This window comes from Glutamicibacter sp. 363 (assembly GCF_052379505.1).
Lineage (GTDB): Bacteria > Actinomycetota > Actinomycetes > Actinomycetales > Micrococcaceae > Glutamicibacter.
Genome location: NZ_JBQSYR010000008.1, coordinates 1 through 23397 on the forward strand (window position 1 = coordinate 1; position 23397 = coordinate 23397).

General features: G+C 63.2%; 23 protein-coding genes. 7 read left to right on the forward strand and 16 right to left on the reverse strand.

Features of this window, described 5'->3' with window-relative positions; all coding sequences use genetic code 11:
* Together hutH and panD are read left to right on the forward strand one after the other, a co-directional pair.
* The coding region (gene hutH, locus ACT3UA_RS06155; protein ID WP_444615686.1) for a histidine ammonia-lyase at positions 1-1500 on the forward strand (1500 nt) is incomplete at its 5' end.
* Between the two features lie 72 nt (positions 1501-1572).
* Positions 1573-1995: an aspartate 1-decarboxylase gene (panD, locus tag ACT3UA_RS06160; protein WP_096283085.1), complete on the forward strand. Its 423-nt coding sequence runs from the start codon at positions 1573-1575 to the stop codon at positions 1993-1995.
* Here panD and ACT3UA_RS06165 read toward each other — a convergent pair whose 3' ends face one another.
* A complete protein-coding gene (locus ACT3UA_RS06165) occupies positions 1996-4461 on the reverse strand; it encodes an excinuclease ABC subunit UvrA (RefSeq protein WP_096283204.1) in 2466 nt (821 codons plus the stop codon).
* A 100-nt stretch (positions 4462-4561) separates the two neighbouring features.
* Positions 4562-4930: a hypothetical protein gene (locus ACT3UA_RS06170; RefSeq protein WP_096283086.1), complete on the reverse strand. Its 369-nt coding sequence runs from the start codon at positions 4928-4930 to the stop codon at positions 4562-4564.
* A 42-nt stretch (positions 4931-4972) separates the two neighbouring features.
* On the opposite strand from ACT3UA_RS06170, the gene ACT3UA_RS06175 reads away from it, so the two are divergent.
* A complete protein-coding gene (locus ACT3UA_RS06175) occupies positions 4973-5593 on the forward strand; it encodes a DUF6328 family protein (protein ID WP_444615687.1) in 621 nt (206 codons plus the stop codon).
* On the opposite strand, the gene ACT3UA_RS06180 is transcribed toward ACT3UA_RS06175, so the two are convergent.
* From ACT3UA_RS06180 to ACT3UA_RS06215, 8 genes are all read right to left on the reverse strand, one after another.
* Entirely contained in the window at positions 5590-6399 is an 810-nt protein-coding gene (locus ACT3UA_RS06180) for an oxygenase MpaB family protein (protein WP_105552930.1), read from the reverse strand. The genes ACT3UA_RS06175 and ACT3UA_RS06180 overlap by 4 nt on opposite strands.
* Positions 6400-6500: 101 nt before the next feature.
* The gene (locus tag ACT3UA_RS06185) at positions 6501-6692 is read right to left on the reverse strand and encodes a hypothetical protein (RefSeq protein ID WP_096283089.1); all 192 of its coding nucleotides are present in this window, start codon (positions 6690-6692) and stop codon (positions 6501-6503) included.
* 290 nt (positions 6693-6982) lie between these two features.
* The gene (gene rbsD, locus ACT3UA_RS06190) at positions 6983-7366 is read right to left on the reverse strand and encodes a D-ribose pyranase (RefSeq protein WP_444615688.1); all 384 of its coding nucleotides are present in this window, start codon (positions 7364-7366) and stop codon (positions 6983-6985) included.
* Between the two features lie 32 nt (positions 7367-7398).
* On the reverse strand, positions 7399-8322 hold the full coding sequence (locus ACT3UA_RS06195) for a ribokinase (RefSeq protein WP_444615689.1): 924 nt from the start codon (positions 8320-8322) through the stop codon (positions 7399-7401).
* A 64-nt stretch (positions 8323-8386) separates the two neighbouring features.
* Positions 8387-9325, reverse strand: a complete 939-nt coding sequence (locus ACT3UA_RS06200; RefSeq protein ID WP_444615690.1) for a substrate-binding domain-containing protein — start codon at positions 9323-9325, stop codon at positions 8387-8389.
* A 47-nt stretch (positions 9326-9372) separates the two neighbouring features.
* Positions 9373-10341, reverse strand: coding sequence for an ABC transporter permease (locus tag ACT3UA_RS06205; RefSeq protein ID WP_444615691.1), 969 nt, complete (start codon positions 10339-10341; stop codon positions 9373-9375).
* Positions 10341-11855, reverse strand: a complete 1515-nt coding sequence (locus ACT3UA_RS06210; protein WP_105552925.1) for a sugar ABC transporter ATP-binding protein — start codon at positions 11853-11855, stop codon at positions 10341-10343. The genes ACT3UA_RS06205 and ACT3UA_RS06210 overlap by 1 nt, the downstream gene beginning before the upstream one ends.
* Positions 11852-12928, reverse strand: coding sequence for a LacI family DNA-binding transcriptional regulator (locus ACT3UA_RS06215; protein ID WP_444615692.1), 1077 nt, complete (start codon positions 12926-12928; stop codon positions 11852-11854). The genes ACT3UA_RS06210 and ACT3UA_RS06215 overlap by 4 nt, the downstream gene beginning before the upstream one ends.
* Positions 12929-13154: 226 nt before the next feature.
* On the opposite strand from ACT3UA_RS06215, the gene ACT3UA_RS06220 reads away from it, so the two are divergent.
* Positions 13155-13832 (forward strand): metal-dependent transcriptional regulator, encoded by a 678-nt coding sequence (locus ACT3UA_RS06220; protein ID WP_444615693.1) that lies wholly within the window; start codon positions 13155-13157, stop codon positions 13830-13832.
* A gap of 19 nt (positions 13833-13851) precedes the next feature.
* Here the strand turns inward: ACT3UA_RS06220 and ACT3UA_RS06225 are convergent, their stop codons facing one another.
* The 6 genes from ACT3UA_RS06225 to ACT3UA_RS06250 all read right to left on the reverse strand — a co-directional run bounded on the left by ACT3UA_RS06225 (position 13852) and on the right by ACT3UA_RS06250 (position 20643).
* Positions 13852-14730 carry a metal ABC transporter permease gene (locus ACT3UA_RS06225; protein WP_105552923.1) on the reverse strand — a complete coding sequence of 293 codons (879 nt, stop codon included), beginning with the start codon at positions 14728-14730 and terminating at the stop codon, positions 13852-13854.
* Positions 14727-15467 (reverse strand): metal ABC transporter ATP-binding protein, encoded by a 741-nt coding sequence (locus tag ACT3UA_RS06230; protein WP_105552922.1) that lies wholly within the window; start codon positions 15465-15467, stop codon positions 14727-14729. The genes ACT3UA_RS06225 and ACT3UA_RS06230 overlap by 4 nt, the downstream gene beginning before the upstream one ends.
* Positions 15464-16432, reverse strand: coding sequence for a metal ABC transporter substrate-binding protein (locus ACT3UA_RS06235; protein ID WP_444615719.1), 969 nt, complete (start codon positions 16430-16432; stop codon positions 15464-15466). The genes ACT3UA_RS06230 and ACT3UA_RS06235 overlap by 4 nt, the downstream gene beginning before the upstream one ends.
* Positions 16433-16536: 104 nt before the next feature.
* A complete protein-coding gene (gene hutG, locus ACT3UA_RS06240; protein WP_444615720.1) occupies positions 16537-17505 on the reverse strand; it encodes a formimidoylglutamase in 969 nt (322 codons plus the stop codon).
* A gap of 169 nt (positions 17506-17674) precedes the next feature.
* Positions 17675-19837, reverse strand: coding sequence for an SH3 domain-containing protein (locus ACT3UA_RS06245; RefSeq protein ID WP_444615694.1), 2163 nt, complete (start codon positions 19835-19837; stop codon positions 17675-17677).
* 152 nt (positions 19838-19989) lie between these two features.
* Complete coding sequence (locus tag ACT3UA_RS06250) at positions 19990-20643, reverse strand: peptidyl-tRNA hydrolase (RefSeq protein ID WP_105552919.1); 654 nt, start codon at positions 20641-20643, stop codon at positions 19990-19992.
* A gap of 124 nt (positions 20644-20767) precedes the next feature.
* Here ACT3UA_RS06250 and ACT3UA_RS06255 point away from each other — a divergent pair, with 124 nt between their 5' ends.
* From ACT3UA_RS06255 to ACT3UA_RS06265, 3 genes are read left to right on the forward strand one after another with little or no spacing between them, the layout of a single operon-like run.
* On the forward strand, positions 20768-22333 hold the full coding sequence (locus tag ACT3UA_RS06255; protein ID WP_444615695.1) for a S8 family serine peptidase: 1566 nt from the start codon (positions 20768-20770) through the stop codon (positions 22331-22333).
* Entirely contained in the window at positions 22330-22917 is a 588-nt protein-coding gene (locus ACT3UA_RS06260) for an RNA polymerase sigma factor (protein ID WP_105552992.1), read from the forward strand. The genes ACT3UA_RS06255 and ACT3UA_RS06260 overlap by 4 nt, the downstream gene beginning before the upstream one ends.
* Positions 22914-23396 (forward strand): hypothetical protein, encoded by a 483-nt coding sequence (locus ACT3UA_RS06265; RefSeq protein WP_105552917.1) that lies wholly within the window; start codon positions 22914-22916, stop codon positions 23394-23396. Before ACT3UA_RS06260 ends, ACT3UA_RS06265 begins: the two co-directional genes overlap by 4 nt.
* Position 23397 lies beyond the last annotated feature (1 nt).

A 23397-nucleotide genomic window follows, 5' to 3' on the forward strand; every position in this document is an offset into this window, starting at 1 on the left:
ACCGCACAGGATGTATTGCGCGTGGCCCGTCAGGATATCCACGTTGATATTTCCGCTGAAGTCAGCGAGAAATTAGCAGAGGTTCGCGCACATATCGATGCCTTGGCTGCATCCGAAACTCCGGTATACGGAATCTCCACTGGGTTTGGCGCACTGGCCACCCGGCACATCGCTCCGGAAGACCGTGCCAAGCTGCAACGCTCGCTGATTCGTTCGCACGCTGCTGGCATGGGTGCACCGGTGGAACGCGAAGTGGTTCGTGCCTTGATGTTCCTACGCGCCAAAACCCTGGCGAGCGGCCACACCGGTGTGCGCCCGATAGTTCTAGAGACCATGGTGGCGCTGCTTAATGCCGGAATCACCCCGTTGGTGCGCGAATACGGTTCGCTGGGTTGCTCTGGCGACCTCGCGCCGCTGTCGCACTGTGCGTTGGTGTTGATGGGTGAAGGTGAAGCCGCCGATAAGCATGGAGAGGTCCGTCCGGTTCCCGAACTTCTTGCCGAAGCGGGCATCACCCCTTTGGAACTTGCAGAAAAAGAAGGTCTCGCGCTGGTCAACGGCACCGACGGAATGTTGGGCATGTTGCTGATGGCCTTGGCCGATTTGGAGGATTTGGCTGACATTGCGGATCTCAGTGCCGCAATGAGCGTCGAGGCCCAGTTCGGCACCGATCAGGTGTACCGTCCCGAGCTCCACGAACCGCTGCGACCGCACCCCGGTCAGGCTGTGAGCGCCGCCAACATGTTTGCCGCGCTGGACGGCTCCGAGCTCGTCGCCTCGCACCGCGAGGGCGATGGCCGGGTGCAGGATGCCTATTCGTTGCGCTGTTCTCCGCAAGTCACCGGGGCCGTCCGCGACACCATTACCCACGCCCGCATGGTCGCCACCCGCGAATTGGCCGCCGCCATCGACAATCCCGTGGTGCTGTCCACCGGTGAGGTTTCCTCCAACGGAAACTTCCACGGTGCCCCGGTTGCCTACGTACTGGATTTCCTGGCAATCGCCGTGGCCGATCTAGGGTCCATCGCCGAACGCCGCACCGACCGAATGCTTGATCCGGCACGTTCGCGGGACTTGCCAGCATTCCTCGCCGATGATCCCGGAGTTGATTCGGGCATGATGATCGCACAGTACACGCAGGCCGGACTGGTTGCGGAGAATAAGCGATTGGCTGTGCCAGCGAGCGTTGATTCGATTCCGTCTTCTGCCATGCAGGAAGACCACGTGTCTTTGGGTTGGCACGCGGCCCGCAAGCTGCGCACCGCGGTAGACAATCTGCGCCGAGTGCTGAGCATCGAATTAGTGGTTGCCGCGCGGGCCTTGGACCTGCGCCAGCCGCTGACCCCGGCACCGGTCACCGGAGCCGTGCACGACGTTTTGCGCACCAAAGTTGCCGGCCCCGGCGAGGATCGGTTCCTCTCCGCAGAGCTCGAAGCGGCCTACGGATTGGTAGCCGACGGAACGGTACTCCAGGCCTTGCATCGCGCACAGGGACGATAGCCCACAGGAAGTTTGCCGTGCCGGGTAGTAAACTGGCACGGCAAACCTTCTTTTAGATTGGGAACTCGTTCCATGCAACGCACCATGTTTAAGTCCAAAATCCATCGGGCGACCGTCACCCAGGCCGACCTGCACTACGTCGGCTCGATCACCATCGATTCCGAACTGCTTGCGGCCTCGGATATCCTGCCGGGCGAACTAGTCAGCATCGTGGATGTCACCAATGGGGCACGTCTGGAAACCTACACCATTGCCGGCGAGCCAGGCAGCGGCGTGATCGGCATCAACGGTGCCGCCGCCCACCTAGTTCATCCGGGAGACCTGGTGATCATCATCAGCTACGCGCAGATGCAGGACGCCGAGGCCCGCGCCTACGTGCCAAGCGTGGTCCACGTGGATGGCCAAAACAAGATGATCCATCTCGGTGATGACCCAGCCGAAGCAATTGCCGATGGCGTGCAGAGTCCGCCGTACGCGCAGCTTCGCGGCAACTAGTTAGCTGTCGTCTCCGGCCAGCCGAAGTGCGAGGAATTGCGCGGTCCGGCTGGCCTGGTTCTGCGCCACCTGGTGCGGTGTTCCCGCGGCGATAATTCGTCCGCCTCCGTCCCCTCCGGCTGGCCCCAAATCGATCACCCAATCGCTGGCTGCGACGACATCCATATGGTGTTCCACCACGATCACGGTATGTCCTTGGTCCACCAGCTGGTGCAGTTGCGCCACCAACAGCTGCACGTCGGCAGGGTGCAACCCGGTGGTCGGCTCGTCCAGCAGATACAGGGTATGACCACGGCGCTGGCGTTGCAGTTCGGTGGCCAGCTTGATCCGCTGGGCCTCACCACCAGACATTTCGGTGGCCGGCTGTCCCAATGACAGGTAGCCCAACCCGACCTCCCGCAAAGTCGCCAGCGCACGGGCCGCGGCCGGAATTCCGGCCAGGAATTCCTCTGCCTGAGCAACGCTCAGCTCCAACACCTGCGCAATGTTCTTCCCTTGGTATTCGACCTCCAAGGTCTGTTCGTTGTACCGGGTTCCCTGGCACTGCGGACATGGTCCATAGGTGCCGGGAAGGAAGAGCAACTCGATCTCCAAGAAGCCCTCGCCCAGACAGTTCTCGCAGCGGCCGCCGGCGACGTTGAAGGAAAACCGGCCTGCCCCGTAACTGCGTTCACGCGCCAGTGGCTGGTCGGCGAAGGTCTTGCGGACCGCGTCGAACAGGCCGGTATACGTGGCCACGTTGGAACGCGGGGTACGTCCGATGGGTTTCTGATCCATCAGCACCACCCGATTGATCTGACCCGCCCCGGTCACTTCCTTGATGACAGCCTGCACCGGTGCATCTTCGGGTTCATCTTGGGCTGGTACGGTCGAACCGCCCGCGCCTTGGGCCAGCGCCCCGGAGACCAGACTGGATTTTCCCGAACCTGATACACCGGTCACCGCGCAGAAAACACCCAAGGGGAATTTCGCGTCGACATCCACCAGGTTGTGCAGGTTCACCCCGCGCAGTTCCAGCCAGTCGGTGGCGTTGCGCAGGTTGCGCGCCGGTGCCGGAGAAGCGTCCAAGAACCGGCGAGTCACCGACTTTTCGACCTGAGCCAGACCGGCGACCTCCCCGCTATAAAGCACCTGGCCACCACCGCTGCCCGCCCCGGGTCCCACATCAACGATCCACTCGGCGCGGGTGACTACATCCATATTGTGTTCCACCACGAACACCGAATTACCCTCGTCCTTCAAGGCGGAAAGCACCTCGATCAGCGGTTGCACATCGGCCGGATGCAGCCCCGCCGAGGGTTCGTCCAGCACATAGATGACGCCAAATAATCCGGCACGCAGCTGCGTGGCAATGCGTAGCCGCTGCATCTCCCCCGGTGAAAGGGTTGGAGTACTGCGGTCTAGGCTCAGGTACCCCAGCCCGAGTTCTAGGAGCACTTCGATTCTGGCGAGCAGGTCGGTGCTGATCATGCTCACCACATCGGCTTGGGCCTCGCCACCGGTCACGGTCGCGAAGGGGCGCAAGAGCTCAGCCAAGGATTGCAACGAGCGCGCGTTGAATTCGGCAATGTCCAGCTCGGCGAACTTCACCCGAAGCGAGTCGCGGCGGAACCCCGTCCCGGAGCACTCGGCGCAGGGTTGCGAATGCATGAAGGCCAACGCCTTGGCGCGTAAATTCTCGCTCTTGGAGGTCGCCACGGTATGGCGCACATAGCGTTCGGCGCTCCAGAACCGTCCCTTATATGGTTTTGCTACACGATCTCGTTCGGGGGTCACCTCGACCACCGGTTGCTCCTCGGTGAAGAGCAGCCAGTCACGCGTTTCCTTCGGCAAGCTGCCGAAGGAAACGTCAATGTCGTGGCCGAGGTGGGTGGTGATATCGCGCAGGTTTTTACCCTGCCAGGCTCCCGGCCAGGCGGCAATCGCGCCGTCCCGGATGCTCAGCGATGGTTCGGGAACCAGCGACTGCTCGCTGACCGAGTGCACCGTGCCCACTCCATGGCATTGTTGGCATGCGCCGACAGCGGTATTCGTGGAGAAGGCATCCGAATCGAGCCGGGCCGCTCCTTGCGGGTAATTCCCGGCACGTGAGTAGAGCATCCGCACCGAGTTGGACAACGTGGTCAGCGTCCCGACGCTGGACCGGGAGCTGGCGGTCCCCCGACGCTGCTGCAAGGCGACCGCCGGCGGCAGACCGGAGATGAATTCAACCTTCGGGGCATGGCCTTGGGCGATCAATCGGCGCGCATAGGGCGCTACAGATTCGAGGAAGCGCCGCTGGGATTCGGCGAAAATTGTGCCAAAGGCCAAGGAAGACTTTCCTGAGCCGGAGACCCCGGTGAAAGCCACAATCGCGTCGCGCGGTATCCGCACTTCCACGTTATCCAAGTTATTCTCGTTTGCGCCGCGCACATGGATGTATCCGTCATGGTTTGCCGTCGCCTGGCTCGGTGCAATGCTCTTCATCTTCTCCACAGTATGCGCCGCGAGCCTCACCGCCCAATTTCCACGCCGTGCGATTGGCTCTTGTGAACGCTAGCTACCCAAACCTGTCCGGTCGCTTTGGCTAGTCATCGCCACGGCACTCTGCCGCCGGGCAGCCTTGCCAGGTTTTCGAGAAGTATCCGACGATATCGATCCCTTCGGCGAACGGATATTCCTCGGCTACGGTGCCGTGGATAAATTGTGTCGCTTCGTTCAAGGCGAGGTGGAAGAAACGACAAACCGCTTCAAAGTTCCATACCTCCATGGTGAGTTCAACCAGTTGGGGGTGCGTCATCGCCTCACGTGTATCCAGCCCGAGCTCTTCGGCGAATCCGTACACAATGTCGGCGCTGAGTTCATGCGCCGCGCCGCAATCGCACCACGAGAGTCCTTTGTCAGGCATGGTCCAGATATCTGGCTGAATGCGTGCTTCGTTCTCGAGTTTCATCATGACCTCCCTTATAGTTTTCCTACTGGGATACTCAAATTACCCATGAAGGCCGACAGTTTGGAAAGTCTGCAACCCGACGTCTTGTCTAGTTTCAAGAAAATTGGCGTAGCCTCAGCTGGCGAACCTGTTCCGCTGGCGGTCGCCTTCAGATCGAGGAGAGCTGTGATGAATAAGCGTTCCCATCCAGATACCAGCGACGGTGCCCCGCATCGCCAATGGAACGAATTGCTCCAGGAAATGCGCGTGATGCAGACAGGTCTGCAGATTCTGGCAGCTTTTTTGGTGGTCCTGCCTTTCCAGGCGAGATTTGAAGTGCTCACCCACAAGGATGAAATTGTTTACGTCGTCTTGCTGGTCGCTGCGACCCTGCTGATCCTGCTACTGATTACCCCCGTGGCCGTTCACCGCTTTTTCTTTGGCCAGCGGCTGAAGGAAAAAACGGTAAACCTTGGCCATATCGTGCTAAAAATCGTGGGTATCGGGGTGGGATTGCTTGTCTCTGGCTGCGTCTGGTTCGTGTTGCAGGTATTCTTCGGCTGGGAAACCGGTGCTTGGATCGGTGGCTCGTTGATCCTGGTGACGTTGTTCTTGCTGCTTGCCTTGCCACGCATCCTGTTTCCAGGCAGACTCCAAGGTGTTGGCCAAGCAAAGACCGGCGGCTAGCCCATCCGGTCCACATGACGTAGCATCCATCGCATTGGCGCGTGCCTGATAAATTTGGGCAATATCCGCGTGGCCAACCGCACGAAGGAGATGGCTCGCGCGTTGCGTTTGGCGGCCTTCGCGGAAAGCTCGTAGCCGAATTGTTCGCGCACCGTGGGTGGAAGCTGGGCGATGGTCACATCGCGCATCAAGGGCAGTCCAATGCGGATCCACCACGGGGCGTTGCTACCCAAAAAGAGTTCATCGGCCAGGCGACGAGTCTGTGGAGTGACGCTCAGCGTGTTGAGGGTTCGGTCGAAATACTCATCAAATTCGCCAAGGCTGTCCGGCCAGAAGTGAGCCGGCATTTGCAGAGCATCACCCAGAGCGGCGTACTGCCGGTACAGGTTCTCGTTGTCGCTGGATTCAGCCATGGGGAGGATTTCGGCGGCGATAACCCGTGCCGAGTCATAGAGGGTTGCGGCAACCCACATCTGCAATTTTGGGTCCATCGCCGAGTAGGCCGGAGTTTCCCGATCGGGGTTTCGCGTACCGTGTACCGGTTGATGCGCGGTGTTCACGTAGTCGATGATGGTTCTTTGCTGTTCTGGGGTCCCGTTGCTCAGCGCGTAAATATAGCCAAGGGTATGGATCAACCGGCCGAGCGGATTCGAAGCAAAATCAGAATGCTTGGCGATGGCCAAGCCAATCTGCGGGTGGGCGAGTTGCAGCAGGATCGCCCGTCCGGCGCCGAGCAAGAGCCCGGCTTCGGGCGCAATAAGGGAAAAAACCTCACCGTGTCGTCCTGCCATCTTGCGTTGCCTCATGAGGCCAATTCTAGGGACCAGCTTGTGAAACAACTATCTGGGCTTCCCCCGCGTAGCCGGCAAACATGAGGAAGCCCTGTCAGAATCTGGGAACAGAAGCATCAAGCTTCTTTCGTGGCCACGTACTTCAGCAGCTTCACGATGGTAAGCCCAGCCAAGAATATTATTCCCGCCCAAATTACCAAGCCTGCTTGCAACTGGCTAGGTTCATGGAATAGTGCTGGCACGGTCAGGATCACAGTTGCCGCGCCGATCGCCATAGCAGCAAATGCTGCATAAAAAGCTATCTTCATTGGCTATCCTCCATAAAAGATCGGCATGACGCTAACACCATGCTCATTCCGGTGCGCTTGCGAGTGAAGCGCTGTGCGCGATGCTAATCCAAGCTCCCGTCAACAGCAGCTCGTCTCGACTAACCCACCAGAAGAGAACCAAGCACATATCCCCTTACTGAGCTACCGGGTGCACGCGAATTAGGTATGAAGTGGACTGCCGGTCAATTCATGTTCCAATGCATTTCTTTGCTTGGCAGACAGCAATGCCGGTGCCGGCAAGCTGCTGACACCGGCTGGAATCAGGTCGGTCAGAAGGCTACGCCGCAGTGCAGAATCACGTTGGCGAACGGGGTCGCTTCCCCGGTGCGCACAATGATCTTGGCCTGGGGCAATGCGGATTTCAGCTCCTCGTGGGAGATGAACCCCGGTTCAAGCCCCCGCGACACGCATAGTTCCTGGACCACCCCGCCCTCGGCATCTGCAGCCAAGGTGCTTTGCTCAATCACCATGTTGCGGGTCAGCACCTGAAGCACCTGCTCGAAGCTGAGCAGACCCGGAGTCAGCGCCAGATCGATGACCACCGGACCTTCTGGAATCGGCAGGCCGCAATCGGCGATCACCACGGTGTCGGTGTGCCCGCACTTGGCCAGTGCGCCAAGCAGCGGGGCGTTGAGGATTTCGGATTTCAGCACGAAGGCTTCCTTAGGTCTTGCTCGAAATGGTCTTAGAGGTTCTCTAGAGAACGCGGGTAGGATGCCTGGGCACCGTGCGCCTGCACGGTCAGGGCTGCGAACTTGCCCGCAAATTCTGCGGCTTGAGCCAAGCTATCGCCGTTGGCCAAACGGGCGGCCAGCGCACCGGTGAAGGCGTCGCCGGCACCGGTGGTGTCCACGGCCTTGACCTTGACCGCTGGCAGCGCGCGAACTTGGACTCCGCCGTTTTCTATTGTGACCCGGTCGGCGACCAGGCAACCGTTGGCACCGAGCGTGATGACCACGCTGGCGATGCCCTCATCAACCAGCATTCCGGCGAGGCGCTCATATTTGCTGTCGAAACGGCGGGCAGGGTGCGGGTTCAGCTGCTGCAGCACGGCTTCGGCCTCATGCTCGTTGACCACCAGCGGGTTGGCCTTCAGCAGGTACTCGCGGTCCAGTTCAATCACCGGCGCCAGGTTGAGCACAACCCGGTCGGTGGCCGAATCCATGGCTGCCTTGATGCCGGAGGCAGGGATCTCGCCCTGCAGCACCAGGATCCCGTGCAGCTCGCCGGCCGCGCTGACCGCGTCCGCGGTCACCGTCGAGTTGGCTCCGGAAACCACCGCGATGGAATTCTCCGCGGCCGCATCCACCTGGATGATGGCCACGCCGGTGGGCTCGCTGGCACGGGCCACGCGATCCAGCTTCACCCCGGCCTCTTCGAGCTGCCCCAGAGCGATGCCGGCGTGCGAGTCGTTGCCAACGGCGCCGATGAATTCGGTGGCGGCGCCGGCCAGCGCAGCGGCCAGCGCCTGGTTGGCCCCCTTGCCGCCGGGCGAGAGCTGGTAGGAATCGGCCAACACGGTCTCGCCGGGGCCGGGCAGGCGGTTCATCAGTGCGGTGATGTCCACGTTGCTGGATCCAACGATGGTGACCTGTACGTTGTCCTTCATGATTTTTCCTTAGCTTGTTGCAGCCGCATGGGCTCTCGGCCGGCGAATGGGGTGCTGCCTGGAATTACTTGGTGATGTATTCGGCGACGTTTTCGGTGTCAACGGTGTCCACCGCGACCTGGACGCTTTCCTCGACGGTTTCATTCTTCATGGCCTTGGCCAGGATCTGCACCGACTGCTTGCCCAGCTCGGCTGGGTTCTGCGCGATGGTGGCCACGAGGGTGCCTGCCTCGACTGCCTTGAAGCCGTCCTCGGTGCCGTCGAAGCCGACCACCTTGACGTCCTTGCCGGCCTTGTTGCCCAGCGCCTGGATGGCGCCGAGTGCCATTTCGTCATTCATGGCCAGCACGCCGTCGGCGTCCGGGTTGGACTGCATCAGGTTGGTGACCACGTCCAGTGCCTCGGCACGGTCGAAGTTGGCGGTCTGGCTGGAAACGACCTCGATGCCTGCGAATTCCTCCAGACCCTTGGTGAAGCCCTCGCCGCGCTCGTTGGTGGCCGAGGCCCCCGGCACGCCTTCGAGGATGATGATCTTGCCCTTGCCATCCAGGGACTCCGCCAGTGCCTTGGCTGCCTGCTCGCCGCCGGCCACGTTGTCCGAGGCGACGAAGGATGCGACCTCGGTCTCTCCCACCGAGCGGTCAACGGCGACGATCGGAAGCTCGGCCGCGACTACCGGAGCCAGGCCGGCTTCCGCGGTTTCGGTGTCCACCGCGTTGATGATGACCCCGGCGCTGCCGTCGGTGGCGGCGGTGGCCAGCTGGTTCGCCTGGCTGGCCGAGTCGTTCTGCGCGTCGACCACCGACAGCTCGATGCCCTGCGCCTTGGCCTCGGCTTCTGCGCCGTCACGCAGATCTACGAAGAATGGGTTGTTCAGGGTCGAGACGGCCAGGGTCGCCTTGCCGCCCTCGGTTGCCGCTTCGCCGCGGCCGCAGGCGCTGGCGCCGAGTACGAGGGCCAGGCCCAGGGTCAGGGCGGTGGTCTTGCGCACGATGTGCTTCATCGGGTTCTCCTTTGAACTGAATGTTGAGTGGTTGATTTATAAGATTTTTAGTGGCGCACGTTCTTGCGGCGCAGCACGTCGAAGCCCACGGCGATCGCGATGACCAGGCCGATGACGACCTGCTGCCAGAAGGCGGAGACCGAGAGCAGGTTCAGGCCGTTGCGGATGACCGCCAGGACCAGCGCGCCGATCAGCGTGCCGGAGATGCGTCCGACGCCGCCGGAGAGCGAGGCGCCGCCGATGACTACCGCGGCGATGGCATCCAGCTCGTAGCCGCTGGCGAGGGTCGGCTGCGCCGAATCCAGGCGGCCGGCCAGGATCATCCCCGAGAGCGCGGCGAAGATGCCGGAGATGACGAAGACGGTGACCAGCACGCGCTTGACCGGGATTCCGGAGAGCCGCGCGGCCTCGGTGTTGCCGCCCACGGCGAAGGCGTTTTTGCCGATGATGGTGCGGTTCAGCACGAACGCCGCGACCAGGCCCGAGACGATCAGAATCAGGATCGGCACCGGCATGAAGCCCAGGCCCCCGCCCAGCCAGGACACCGCCTCGCCGGTGGCGATTGGCCGTCCATCGGAGATGACCAGGGTCAGCCCGCGCACGATGGTGAGCATCGCCAGCGAAGCGATGAAGGTGGGCAGCTTGCCGAAGGCGCTCATCGCCCCGGTGACCCACCCGCACAGTCCGCCGATGGCCAGGCCGACGATAATCGACAGCCCGTCGGGCAGTCCGGCGGTGGTCACCCAGTAGGAGGAGGTCATCGCCGAGATCGCGGCGATGGAGCCGACGGACAGGTCGATGCCGGCGGCGACGATCACGAAGGTCATGCCGAAGGCCATCACCGCGATGGTGGAGACCTGGATGCCGATGTTCATCAAGTTCGGCCCGGTCAAGAAGCGCGGGGTCGCGATGAACATGGCAAGGCAAAGAACAACCAGGCCGACTAGGGCACCGTTGTTGGCAAGGAATGCCTTGAAGTCAAAGCCCTTCTTGGGGGTGGTGGCTACGCTGCTCATTACTTCTTTCCCATTTCATCTTCGCGGTGCACATTGCTCACGGCCAAGGCCATGATGCTGTCTTGAGTGGCTTGTTCGGTGGCTAGTTCCCCGGCGATGCGCCCCTGGCTCATCACCAGGACGCGGTCGGACATGCCCAGCACTTCGGGCAGTTCGCTGGAGGCCATCAGCACGCAGCCCCCGGAGGCGGTGATCTCATTGATCAGTTCGTAGATCTCCACCTTTGCCCCGACGTCCACGCCGCGGGTTGGCTCATCGAGCAGCAGCACCTTCGCGCCGGCGGAGAACCAGCGTCCGAACACCGCCTTCTGCTGGTTGCCACCGGAGAGCGAGCGGATCGGCTGGTCGATATTTCCCATGCGGATGCGCAGCCGGACGGCGACGGACTCGGCGCGCGCCCGCTGGCCCTTGCGGTCCACCAGCCCGCCCTTGGCGGTGGCCGCCATCGTGGCGTAGCCGATGTTCTCGGCTACCGAGGCGTCCAGCACCAGCCCCTGGGTTTTGCGGTCCTCGGGCACATGGCCCAGGCCCGCGCGGGTGGCTGCCGCGACGTCGTTGCTCGGCAGTTTTTTGCCGGCGATCTTCACGGTTCCCGAAGAGTACTTGTCCGCGCCGGCGATCGCGCGGATCAGTTCGGTGCGCCCGGCTCCCATCAACCCGGCCAGGGCGACGACCTCGCCGGGGCGGACCGACAGCGAGATGTTCTCCAGCGCGCCGAGGGACAGATTTTCCACGCTCAGCAGCGCGGTGTCCCCGGGAACGGTTGCCTGGCGCGGGAACTGGGCGTCGATATCGCGGCCGACCATCAGGCGCACCAGTTCGCTCTCGTCGGTGTCCGCGGGCACGGTGGCGATGAATTTGCCGTCGCGCAGCACGTTGACGAAGTCGCCGATCTCGGCGATCTCATCCAGGTGGTGGCTGATGAACACCATGCCCACGCCCTTGGCCTTGAGCTGGTTCACTACCTCGAAGAGGCCTGCGATTTCCGCGTTGGTCAGCGCCGCGGTCGGCTCGTCGAGAATCAGCACGCGGGCGTCCAGGGACAGTGCCTTGGCGATCTCCACCAGCTGCTGCTCGGCCAGGCCGAGGTCCCCCACCGGGGTGTTCACATCGAGGTTCAACCCCAGCTGGTCCAGAGCCTCGCGGGCGATGCGGCGCATCTCGCGGCGGTTGATGATGCCAAAGCGGCGCGGCACTCGGCCCAGGGTGATGTTCTCGGCGATGCTCATCGAAGGCACCAGGTTCAGTTCCTGGTGGATGGTGGCGATGCCCAGGGCCTCGGAGGCCTTGGTATCCGGGATCTTCACTTCCTTGCCGTCCATCAGGATGCGCCCGGAGTCCGCGGTGTGCACTCCGGCGATCATCTTGATCAGGGTGGACTTGCCCGCGCCGTTTTCGCCGAGCAGGACCGAGACCTTGCCGGCGTGGACCTCCACGGTGACTTCGTCGATCACTTGGACGGGGCCGAACGATTTGCAGACCCGGTCCAGGACCAGTAGAGCGTCATTACTCATGGGCGTGGCTTTCCTTCCATCACTTGTGTTGCTTGAGCGGCCACCGAGGCGCGCGAAGTAAATTTGCTTTGCAGCTCGTGGGGTGCCGGGTTCTCGCCCTGCATGACCGCGGTCAGGGAGGCGACCGCGAGCTTTCCCATAAGCCCCAGATCGTGGCTGATCGTGGCGATCGGCGGGTCATGCAGCAGCATCGCGTCGACCTCATCGAAGGTGATCACCGACAGCTCGGCGCCCACGCGGAGACCCGCTTCGCGCCAGACGGTGAGCGCCCCGATGGCCATCGGCGCGTCGGCGATGATCACGGCGCTCGGCTTGGCGCCGTGGTTCAGCAGCCAGCGCGCTGCCTCGGCACCGGAGGCCGGTTTGAAGTCGCCGACGAAGTGCAGCGCTTCGTCATGTTCGAGGCCGTTTGCGGCAAGCGCCGACTTGAAGGAGCTGTAGCGTTCCAGCGCGGTGGAGGCATGCTTCGGCCCGCCGATGAACGCGATCTTGGTGTGGCCCAGATCCTTGAGCGCGGCCACCGCTTGGTGGACCGCGGCGGTGCTGTCGGTGGTGATGGCCGGGACGCTGCTTCCGCGCAGCGCGCGGTCCACGAAGACCGTGGGGATGCCGCTGGAAAGGACGCGGTGCATCATCAAGCTGGGCGCATCGGCCTCTTCGTCCAGGCCCTGCGGGACGATGATCAGCCCATCCACGCGGCGCGAAAGCATGGTGGCCAGGAAGTCGTCCTGCTGGGTGGAGTCTTCGTTGGCGTTGCCCATGAAGGTCATCAGGCCCGCGGCGCGCGCATGCTGTTCCACGGAGTGCGCCAAATCGGAGAAGTAGGGGTTGCGCACATCGGAGATGAGCAAGGCGATGGAGTCCGTTTTGGTGGAGCGCAGGGAGCGGGCTTGCGCGTTGGGCATGAAGCCCAGCTCGCTGGCCGCTGCCTCAACCTTGGAGCGGGAGGCCGGAGAGGTGGCCGGGTGGCCGGAGAGGACGCGCGAGGCGGTGGCAACGGATACACCTGCTGCGCTGGCGACATCCTTGATGGTGACCGCATTCATGGCCAATAAGCTCCCTTGCTTACTCATGTAATCGATTCCATGGAATCGATTACACAGTCTTCCCTACGAAAGATTTCTAGTCAAGGCCGGCCCTGCGGCATCCAGCAGGAGCGCGCCCGGCGCGCGCCGGGGATCCGCCTGCGACCAGCAAGTTTGGCAAGAAGCAGGAATTGGTCACCGAAAAACTCAGATTTATTCCGCCGGATCGGCGGCTCCCCTGCGCCCAGTGCGCGCAGTTGACTATGATGAAAGCGTGTCGGTTACTCAGCTTTCGGATAGTGCGCAGAATTATCTCAAGATCATTTTCAGCCTGAATGAATGGTCTGATGAGCCGGTGACCCCAACCGTCATCGCCGAGAAGGCCGGGGTGAAGCTGTCCACGGTATCCGGTGCCATGGCCAAGCTGCGCCAGCAAGGACTGTTGGACCACGCACCCTATGGTGCGGTCTCGCTGACCGCGCTCGGCCGCGAGTACGCCGTCACCATGGTGCGCCGGCACCGGTTGATCGAGACCTTTCTGGTGCAGATGCTCGGCTACCGCTGGGATCAGGTCCACGATGAGGCCGAGCAACTTGAACATGCGGTTTCGGAATTCATGATTCAGCGCATCGACGAGCTGCTCGGGCACCCGACCCGTGATCCGCATGGGGATCCGATTCCCACCGCGGAGGGCGCGGTCTCCACTCCGGTCGCAATCCTGCTCGCCGAAGCGCAGCCGGGGCAAAAGGTGACGGTGGAGCGGATCTCCGACTCGGATTCCGAACTTTTGCAGTATTTCTCCGAGAACGGCATCACGGTCGGCGCGCGGCTAACCATCGCCACCGGCGCCCCGTTTTCCGATACCTTGGAGGTCTCGGCGAACGGCAGCGACTCGGTGATCCGGCTCGGCACCCGGGCCACCGAATCGGTCTGGGTTTCTTCCCTGCCCTGATCCGTCGCCGAATGCGCCGCTATTTGGCGGCGGCTTCCAAGGTTTTGCGGCGGCGCAGCAACATGAGCCGGTGCGCCACCAGTCCCTGCCGCGGGCTGAACAGGTAGACCAAGACGAAGATCGCGCCCTGCGAGAGCACCACCATGCCACCGGTTGAAGCATCCACGTAGTAGCTGACGTACACTCCGATGATCCCAGCCAACGCGGCAAGGCCCGGAGCGATGATCAGCATCTTGCCGAAGCTGTTGGTCAGCAGATAGGCGCTGGCCCCGGGGATGATCAGCATCGCCACCACCAGGATGACCCCCACTGCCTGCAGGGCCACCACCGAGGTCATGGCGAGCAGGCCCAGGAGCACCGCCCCGATCAACCGCGGATTCATCCCCAGCGCGTGCGCGTGGGTCGAGTCGAAGGCGTACAAGGTGAAGTCCTTGCGCTTCAAGACCAGAATCAGGAAGGTCACGGCCCCAAGGATGATGACCTGCCAGAGATCTGCGGCCGAGACTCCCAGCAGATTCCCGAAGATGATGTGGTTCAAATCCAGATGGCTCGGGGTGACCGAGATCAGCACCAGGCCGAAGGAAAAGAGCGTGGTGAAGACGATGCCGATGGCCGCGTCTTCCTTCAGCCGGGAGGTGTCCCGGACTCCCCCGATCAGCGCCACGGCTAGGAAGCCGAAGACCAGGGCCCCCAAAGCGAAGGGCGCGCCGACAATGTAAGCGAGCACAACCCCGGGCAACACCGCATGGGAGACCGCATCTCCCATCAGCGACCAGCCGATCAGCACCAGCCAGCAGGAGAGCACCGCGCACAGGATCGCCGCGATGACCGTGACGGCGAGCGCTCGCACCATGAAGGTGTAGCTCAGCGGTTCGGCTAATAACTCGATCAGATTCATGCTGCGCCGCCTCGGTTCATCGGATCCAGGCCAAAGGCCATGGCAAGATTTTCAGGTTGCAAGACCAATTGCGGGTCTCCTTGCATCAGGACCTTGCGCATCAAGAGGATCGCTTGGTCCGCCAAGGTCGGCAAGGCGTGCAGGTCATGGGTTGAGATCAGCACGCTTCCGCCCTGGTCCGCCACCTCGCGCAAGAGCTTGGTGATTGTCGCTTCGCTGCGCTTATCCACTCCGGCGAATGGTTCATCCAGGAGCATGATGTTTGATTCCTGGGCAATGCAGCGGGCCACGAAGGCGCGCTTCTTTTGCCCGCCGGACAATTGCCCGATTTGCCGTCCCGCATGCTCGGCCAGGTCCACGCGTTCGAGCGCGGCGTCCACCGCGATCTGGTCCGCCTTTTTCGGACGCCTGGTGAAGCCCATATGCCCGTAGCGTCCGGTCATCACGACCTCGCGCACCGAGATCGGGAAGTCCCAGTCGACCGCCTCATTCTGCGGGACGTAGCCGATAGCCCCGGATTTCCGCGCCTGCAGCGGGCTGGACCCGTTGACCAGCACCTTGCCGGTATCGGGCTTGAGCAACCCCATAATGGTTTTGAATAGCGTAGATTTTCCGGAACCGTTCATGCCGACCAATCCGCAGACGGATCCGCGCTCCAATTGCACCGAGGCCTTATCGAGGGCGAGGACCGTTCCATAGTGAACCGTCGCTGCGTCAACGTCGATTGCAAGTGTCATTTGAGTTCTCCTCGGAGGGCACGGGCGATGGTTTGCGCGTCATGGGTGATGAGGTCCAGATAGCTGGGCACCGGACCGTTGGGCTCGGAGAGGGAATCCACGAAGAGCGTTCCGCCATACGCGGCGTCGGTGGATTCGACCACGCGCTGCATGGCGGAGTCGGAGACCGTCGATTCGCAGAAGACCGCGGGAACCTCGTGCTCGCGAATGTAGTCGATGGCTGCCGCGACCTTGCGCGGGGTGGCCATGGATTCGGCGTTGACCGCCCAGAGATATTTTTCGCGCAGTCCGGCATCGCGGGCCAAATAGCTGAAGGCCCCTTCACAGGAGACGAGCACGCGTTGCCGCTCCGGCACTTGGGCGAGGTCTGCCGCTAGCTGGTCCTGGACCGCTTGCAGCTTGTTCTTATAGATTTCGCCATTTGCGGCAAAGTCCGCCGCGTGCTCGGGATCGAGTTCGCTGAAGCCTTGGACCATATGGTCCACATAGATCTTGACATTCAGCGGACTCATCCAGGCATGCGGGTTGGGTTTGCCGATACCGGCATCTTCGGCGATGGAGATGACCTCCACCCCGTCGCTGACCGTCAGGTGCGGTGCCGGATTGTCGTGGACAAATTGCTCGAACCAGGCTTCCAGATTCAGCCCGTTGTCGAGGATCAGATCCGCGTGGGAGGCACGTCGCAGGTCGTCCGGGGTTGGTTCGTAGCCATGGATTTCGGCCCCCAGCTTTGTCACCGATTCCACGCGCAGATGTTCGCCGGCAACATTTTCTGCGATGTCCGCAAGGACCGTGAAAGTCGTCAGCACCACCGGACGGCCGTCCTGCGCGGGCTTCGCTTCCGGCTCCTTGGACGCACCGCATCCGCCGAGCACCAGCGCTAAAGCGCAGGTCAGGGTCAGGGCGCGCAGAAGCCGCGACCCATGTCGTCTACTTTGCGCTGTTTGCACCGTTGCCCACACCATTTCACATTTGATCGCCACGAAAAATCCGCTTGCACACAGCATAATGTTTGAGGGGTCAAACATTCAAATTTGGTGACGCAATTATTGTGAAATATATGTGGTTGCTAGACCCCTGCCAGCGTGTTGATCAGCCGCGCCGCGGTGCGCGCGGTACGTCCGTCCAGATCAAAGCGCGGGTTAAGTTCGACCACATCGACCAGGGCAAGCTTTCCGCTTTGTGCAACTTGCCGGCAGACCGCATGGATTACCTCTAGCGGAACCCCGTAGGCTGCTGGCGCGCTCACCCCGGGCGCAACCGCGGCGGGCAAGACGTCGAGATCGATCGTCAGATACAGCTGATCGATGCCCTGCAGGAAAAGATCTACGAACTCGGCGACCTGCCCCAAAGATCCTGCCCCGCATTGCTCGTCGAGCAGATACGTGACGCCGAGGGCCTTTGCCTCTTCGAATAGCAGCCGCGTGTTATTCGGCTGGCTGATGCCAAGAACCGCATAGTTGAATTCTCGTCCGGCGGCGTGCATATCGTTGGCTATGTCCTTGAACGGTGTCCCGCTGCTTCGCCGTGGTGCGCTGCGCAGGTCGAAGTGCGCATCAAGATTGAGAATTCCGATGCGGGCATCCGGCTGGTGCTGAAGCCGATCAAAAAGGCCGCCGAAGGATCCGTAGGCCGTCTCATGCCCGCCCCCGAGGACTACGGGAAGCATCCCGGACTTGAGCAGCTGGCTCACGCTCTGGGCTAGTCGCCGCTGGCCTGCCTCAAGCTCGTCGCCGACCACCACGATGTCACCGGCGTCGCACACCATGCGCGATTCATGGATGGCAAGCGAGCTGAGCGCGGCACGCAGGGCGGCTGGCCCTTTGGCTGCGCCGATTCTTCCCTGGTTTCGCAGCACTCCTGCATCCGAGGCGAAGCCGAGCAGGGCCACCGGTCGGCCACCTGCCTGCGGCGCGGGCATCCCGGAGGGCCCGGTGGCGACGTGCTGATGCCAGCGCAGGTGCTGCTTGCCGCTCCCGTCGATGCGGCCGCTCCAGCCTGCGGCTGGTCGGTCTGCCTGAATTTCCGGATTGTGCATAAATTTGTCCATCTCACCAGCAGACCAGATGTATGCCGGCGCGCACTAGGCCTGCCACCGTTGCCAGTCCGAGATCTCGGACTGGCCCTTCTTGGGTTGGCTCCTCGCGGCACTTTTGGGGCCCTCGGCGGCAATGCCGCGAGCCCCTCCGACGGAGCAGCTTTCACGCTCAGCGTGGCAGCGCGCTGAGATCCAGCCTGCCGTCGGTGCCCGAGTCCCCGTAGACCTCGACGTGGATGTGGTCCAAATGCACGGTGGTGTCGTTCCAGTTATTCGAGAACTGGTTTCCGTACTTGCCGGACCCGGAGTACGCAGTCCAGCCTGTCGTCGGAAGCCAAATCCGGTCCTGCCAAATGAGGTAATAGATACCCAGTTGAGCGCGGTTGTCGATCAGGAACTGGGCCAGCTCATCGCCTTCAGCGATCCGGCGCTTGTTCTTGTAGTCCCGGATCATCAAGTCCACTGCTTTGCCTGCGCTATGCCCGGCCGAGCCGCTGCGAATCGTGTGGATGCCGCTGACCGTGTCGCGGAATCGGCCGTCGATTGCCTTCATGACGCGTCGCGCATCCGGTTGGAGGGCCGCCGGGGCCCGCCGGGATAGGTAGCTTTCTTTGATCCATCCGCTGCCTCTGGAAGTTTTCACCTTCGCCCAGCCAGTGCTGGACGTCAAATATGTGACCTTCTCGCCCGAAGGAACGACGCCTTTGCCCCGGTGATGGACCCCGGCGCCAGCCCGCAGGTTGACGTTGGCTGTTGTCCATCGGTAGCTGTTGCTCTGCTGCTTGTCGGGCGCAGGCTTCGTGGGCTCGGCAGCCGAGAGGTAGCCGGAGCTGATCCACCCGATGCCTTCGGAGGTGCTCACCCGCGTCCAGCCGTTGGCGCTTCCGTGTGCGGTGACCGGCTGGTGCAAGGTGATCACCCCCAGGGACTGGTGCGCCCTGGAGTAGCCAGCGCGCAAGTGCACGTTGCTTGTAGTCCAGCGTTTGAGCCTGTTCAGCGGTTTGTAGGCGCTGTTGACCAGCGCGCTGGATGCTATCCAGCCGGTGCCTCGGGAGGTTTTCACCTTGGACCACGAGCCGCTGGCGGTGTAGAACCCAACCTTCGCCCCGGCACGGATGGTGCCAGAGGATTTGGCTTTTGCCGAAGCGCTGGCGCGCACCGCCACGGATTGCACCGTCCAACGATGGCCTTTGAGGACGTTGCCGACGGGCTTGCTCGCGGTCAGGACCCGGGTGGCCACCCAGCCGGTACCCTTGGATGATTTGATTCGGGACCAACCGTTGGAGGTGCCATGCAGGGACACCTTTTCGTTTTTGGCCACGGTGCCTAGCCGCCGGCTCGATCCAGCGTTGCCCGAGCGCAGTGCCGTCTGCTTCACGGTCCAGCGGGATGCGGCGGAATGGGGCTTGTAATAACTGCTCACGAGGCTGCTGGTGGGCACCCAACCGGTCCCGCGCGTTGTCTGCACCTTGGACCAAGACCCCTTGCTCAGGTAGAGGCCGACCTTGTCGCCGGCCTTGATCATCCCCAAGGATTTGGCCTTGTTCCAGTTGCCCTGGCGCACCACGGTATGAGTGATCATCCACCGATTCCCAATGACCTTATCGACCCTTGGCTTCGTGCTGGATAGCTGCTTTGCGGATATCCATCCCCTGGCACCGGACGCGGAGACATAAGCCCAGCTTCCCGAGGTGCGCAACCATTCGAGCTTTGCACCGGCCCCGACACGGGTGACGGTGGATGCCTTCGTGGAAGCTGATTTGTAGACCGTTTGCGCGGACTTCGTGTACCGATGCACTGCGGCCGGAAGGGACGTGGAAAGCTGGTTGGTCGGTACGAACCCGATCGTGCGTCCGGCCTTAATGCGTGTCCAAGCTCCCGAAGACCCGAGTCGTTGAACCTTGGTTTTACGGATCACACCGGTCAGCGAAGGCGCTGCGGCAGAGGCCTTCTGACGCAGGGGCTGGAAAGACTTCAGGTAGCGATAAACGCTTGCCTTGGGCTTGGACTCGCTGGGAACCCCAACCGTGGTCAGGTATTTTGATGAGACCCATCCGGTCCTCTTCGCAAAACTTACTTGGTCCCATCCGGAGCTGCTCCGGATCACCGATAGCGTGGTATTTTTCGGAATCACCAGCTGCGCGGCGGATGTGCTTGACGCGGTTTTCCGCAGAATCAAATTCGCCGTGGTCTTCTTGGAGATCTTCGCTTTCACCGCGGAAATTTCCACCGCGGATTCCGGTCGAATCTGCGCTGAAGCGGCAGCCGGCATTCCCAGCCCCACGGTTAATACCGCTGCGAGCGCAAGACTCAGTACACGGTTGGCATACATGAAATTATTTACCTTCGTGACAAGGCATTTCTGCCGATCCTCAGTGGCTCACGAAAGTGAACAGCCATCCGCTGTGGTGACATGACTGTTACCGCCAAAAAGAATCATGACACACAAATGAGGCTCGCGGATACCCGAGCTAAAGCTGAGCTCTACGACTCAGCGCAGAGAACAAATGCGGTGGTCGAGCCGGGTTCAATTTCGGTTCGCCCGGCGTCCTGGATCACCGGACCGGACGCTTGAGCGGAGAGCCGATCAAACTCGTTGCGCGGCAGCTGCTTGATGCCAACCGGCGCGTGGACTTTGAGCCAACCTTCGATGATGGTTGGCCGTGCCTCGGTCAGCCAGGCGAAGAGCGCATGGGCTGCTTGCGCGGCGGCTTTGCCCGTAGACATGTCCAAGGACTTGTTCAGCACGATGTTCACCGAGGCGACCAGCGCCTCGTCGCTTTTTGGCAGCTCGGTTCCGGAGACCTGCAGCTTGGCGATCAGCTTGGGCAAGTCCGTGGCGGGAAGCGGTGGCAACCCGACGGCTTGGGCCTTGCCCACCTCGCTGATCATCTGTTCGGGGAACATTTCCAAGACCTTGGCGAACATCTTCGGATTCGCGCGGCGCACCGATTTCGCGAAGGCCTGGCTAGCCCAGGTCTGCCATTCCGGGTTCTGCGGATTCTGCAGGTAGGCAATGACCGCGGCCCGGGCCACCGCCGAGATCCCTTCATCCTCGGTAGACGGATCTTCCTTATCGATCCGCAAGATGATGGGTTGCACTAATTCGAAAAGTTCTCGTTCAGTTTGCTCGCTCACCACTTCATTCTATGTGCGGCGCCCCTGCCCTGCTCCGCTAGCCCATTGCATGGGCCGGGGCTGCGCCTTGAGCAGGCGCTCCAGCGGTGCGCGGAACCCGGATCCGGCGTAGGATGCAGGCATATTGGAATGGTGCCGAAAATTCTGTTCCAGCATTGATGTATCACCGCGGAGCCTCATCCCTCCTAAGTCTCAAGAACTCGACCTTGAGAGGACCATCATGACCGAGCACTTGACCGTCGCCAGCAATCCCTTCCCGCACCTTGACCCGCTGGTCGCAGCGGCCTGGAACTTTCGCACGGTGGTGCCGCATTCCGGCGGTGCGACCGCCTATGTGGCCAATTCCCTGATGCTCCTAGCGGAGCCGAGCACGATCGCCGGCCGCCTCGCAGCCATCAACAAGGTGGCCGGTGAGCTGGGGATCAAGGTGGAGGCCACGCCGCTGGGCATCGAGCCCGGCCGGGAACAGGCCCCGGTGAAGCTCGCACCGCCGGTCAGCCGGCTGGTGCTGCATGGCGACCCGGAGGATGTCGATGCCTGGCAGCTGCTGAGGCGGCTGCGCCGGGCGGGGGCCGCTGACGGGGTGGCCCTGGACCACGCGCTGGTCGCCACCCCGTACTACGCCGGGGTGCCCTACTATGCGGGCGTGCCTTATTACGCTGGCGTCGCCGGGGCGCCGGCCACCAGCTACGGAGCACCGGGGATGGGCGGTCGGACCCCGGTGTCGGTGGTGCTGCCGGACCCGCTCGACGGCCGCCCGCGCACCAAGCGCGCGCCCGTGGTGGTCGTGCCGGACACCGGCCTGGAGCAGCATCCCTGGTTCCAGGACCCGGCCACCGCGACCGCAGAGGTCCACGTCGACGGGCAGCTGCTGGGGCGGCACGGGACGGTACCGGGCTGCGCGGTCCCCGAACCGGTGCGCAACCCGCTGGACGGCACGCTGCCGCCCTTCGCCGGCCACGGGACGTTCATCGCCGGGCTCATCCGCCAACGCTGCCCCGAGGCCCGCATCCTGGGCATCCCGGTCATGGCCGACGACGGCGTGGTTTCCGAATCCTGCCTGATCGCCACGCTCCAGGCGCTGCGCACCGGCCAGCTCTCCGCCCTTGCGTCCGGAGACCAGGCGGAGCTCATCGACGTGCTCAGCCTCTCGCTGGGCTACTACCACGAGGCCCCGGCGGACCGGCTTGCCGATGCCCCGCTGCGCGCGCTGCTCGAGGACTTCGGCCGCCTCGGCGTGCTGGTCGTCGCCTCGGCCGGCAACAACTCCACGACCGCCCCGATGTACCCGGCAGGCTTCGCCGCCGGACCTGCCGCCGCCGGGCTGCTTCCGTTGTGCTCGGTCGGCGCGCTGAACCCGGACGGCAGCGTCGCCTACTTCAGCAACGCCGGGCCATGGGTCAGCTGCCACCGCCCCGGCGCGGCGCTGGTCTCCACGATGCCCACGCACCTTGGCGGGGACCGGCAGATGATCGCCGCCCTGCAGAATTCCGGGCTGCCGCGCGCCACGCTGGACCCAGATGACTTCACCGGCGGCTTCGGGGTGTGGAGCGGCACCTCCTTCTCCGCCCCGGTGCTCGCCGCCGAGCTCGCCCGCGCCCTGGCCGAGACCGCCGCCACCGGGCTGGCCGAACGCCTGGAACGCGGATGGACGGCGCTGGGAACCACGCTGGGCTGGCAACGGCCATGACCGGGGATACTGACCTCGTCGGGCAGGCCGCAACCCTCTTCGAAGAGTTCCGCGGCGGCCGGCGCGAACTGCTCGAAGAGCTGGTGCGGCTGCTGAATCCCACGCTGTGGCATCTGGCCCGCAGCTGCCGGCTCGAGCGCGCCGACGCCGAGGATGTGGTCCAGACCGCCTGGCTGCGGCTGGTGGATCGGGCGGAAACCATCCGGGACCCGCAGACCGTGCTCGCCTGGCTGGGCACCACGGTGCGGCGCGAAGCCTGGCGCGTGGCCCGCGATCGCGGGCGCACCCAACCCTGGGAGAACCCGGAACCCGGTGCAGCAGACCTCGGCCCCGGCCCCATGCCAGGTCCGGCCGAGGCGCTGCTGCGCGATGAGGCCCGGCGCACGCTCTGGGCGCACTTTTCCCGACTGACGCCGCGCTGCCAGGCCATCCTGCGCGTCATCAGCCGCGGCGGAGCGCCGGACTACGCCGCCCTCTCCGCGGCGCTGGGCATCCCGGTCGGGTCCATCGGCCCCACCCGCGGGCGCTGCCTGGACACCCTGCGCACCTACCTGACCGCCGACCCGGCTTGGAGCACCCAATGAACGAGCAATTCGAGCCGCACCAGCGGCCCCTGGACGGGCTGGATACCGCGATCCTGGAGCAGCTCGCGGCGATCTATGACACCCTGGACCCGCCGCCGCCCACGCTGGACGACACGGTGCTCTTTGCGCTCTCCCTGGCCACCCTCAATGCGGAGCTTGCCACATTGCTGGAAGGCCAGGCTCCGGCGCTGCGCGCCGCCGAAACCAGCGCCACCGACTCGGTCACCTTCACCAGCTCGGCCTTGCAGCTGATGGTGTCCACCGCGCCGGAGCCGGACGGGTCGCTGCGCGTGGATGGCTGGGTGACCGGCGGCGGGCTCGACGTGGCGCTCTACGCGGGCAGCACCGCGCACTGGGCAACCTCGGATGTGAACGGCCGGCTGCTCTGGCGCTCGATCCCGCACGGGCCGATCCGGTTCCTGCTGCGGCCCGCGGACCCGGAGGCGAAGCCGGTGCTGACACCAGTCATCGAGTTCTAGT

Bases quoted from the DNA above. Each gene is read 5' to 3' on its own strand.
- ACT3UA_RS06195 (WP_444615689.1), bottom strand. From the start codon at position 8,322: ATGAAGGACAACGTACAGGTCACCATCGTTGGATCCAGCAACGTGGAC.
- ACT3UA_RS06245 (WP_444615694.1), bottom strand. From the start codon at position 19,837: ATGTATGCCAACCGTGTACTGAGTCTTGCGCTCGCAGCGGTATTAACC.
- ACT3UA_RS06265 (WP_105552917.1), top strand. From the start codon at position 22,914: ATGAACGAGCAATTCGAGCCGCACCAGCGGCCCCTGGACGGGCTGGAT.
- ACT3UA_RS06235 (WP_444615719.1), bottom strand. From the start codon at position 16,432: ATGGTGTGGGCAACGGTGCAAACAGCGCAAAGTAGACGACATGGGTCG.
- ACT3UA_RS06225 (WP_105552923.1), bottom strand. From the start codon at position 14,730: ATGAATCTGATCGAGTTATTAGCCGAACCGCTGAGCTACACCTTCATG.
- ACT3UA_RS06230 (WP_105552922.1), bottom strand. From the start codon at position 15,467: ATGACACTTGCAATCGACGTTGACGCAGCGACGGTTCACTATGGAACG.
- hutG (WP_444615720.1), bottom strand. From the start codon at position 17,505: ATGCACAATCCGGAAATTCAGGCAGACCGACCAGCCGCAGGCTGGAGC.
- ACT3UA_RS06185 (WP_096283089.1), bottom strand. From the start codon at position 6,692: ATGAAGATAGCTTTTTATGCAGCATTTGCTGCTATGGCGATCGGCGCG.
- ACT3UA_RS06215 (WP_444615692.1), bottom strand. From the start codon at position 12,928: ATGAGTAAGCAAGGGAGCTTATTGGCCATGAATGCGGTCACCATCAAG.
- ACT3UA_RS06170 (WP_096283086.1), bottom strand. From the start codon at position 4,930: ATGATGAAACTCGAGAACGAAGCACGCATTCAGCCAGATATCTGGACC.
- ACT3UA_RS06205 (WP_444615691.1), bottom strand. From the start codon at position 10,341: ATGAGCAGCGTAGCCACCACCCCCAAGAAGGGCTTTGACTTCAAGGCA.
- ACT3UA_RS06210 (WP_105552925.1), bottom strand. From the start codon at position 11,855: ATGAGTAATGACGCTCTACTGGTCCTGGACCGGGTCTGCAAATCGTTC.
- ACT3UA_RS06165 (WP_096283204.1), bottom strand. From the start codon at position 4,461: ATGAAGAGCATTGCACCGAGCCAGGCGACGGCAAACCATGACGGATAC.
- ACT3UA_RS06260 (WP_105552992.1), top strand. From the start codon at position 22,330: ATGACCGGGGATACTGACCTCGTCGGGCAGGCCGCAACCCTCTTCGAA.
- ACT3UA_RS06200 (WP_444615690.1), bottom strand. From the start codon at position 9,325: ATGAAGCACATCGTGCGCAAGACCACCGCCCTGACCCTGGGCCTGGCC.
- ACT3UA_RS06175 (WP_444615687.1), top strand. From the start codon at position 4,973: ATGAAGGCCGACAGTTTGGAAAGTCTGCAACCCGACGTCTTGTCTAGT.
- ACT3UA_RS06180 (WP_105552930.1), bottom strand. From the start codon at position 6,399: ATGAGGCAACGCAAGATGGCAGGACGACACGGTGAGGTTTTTTCCCTT.
- panD (WP_096283085.1), top strand. From the start codon at position 1,573: ATGCAACGCACCATGTTTAAGTCCAAAATCCATCGGGCGACCGTCACC.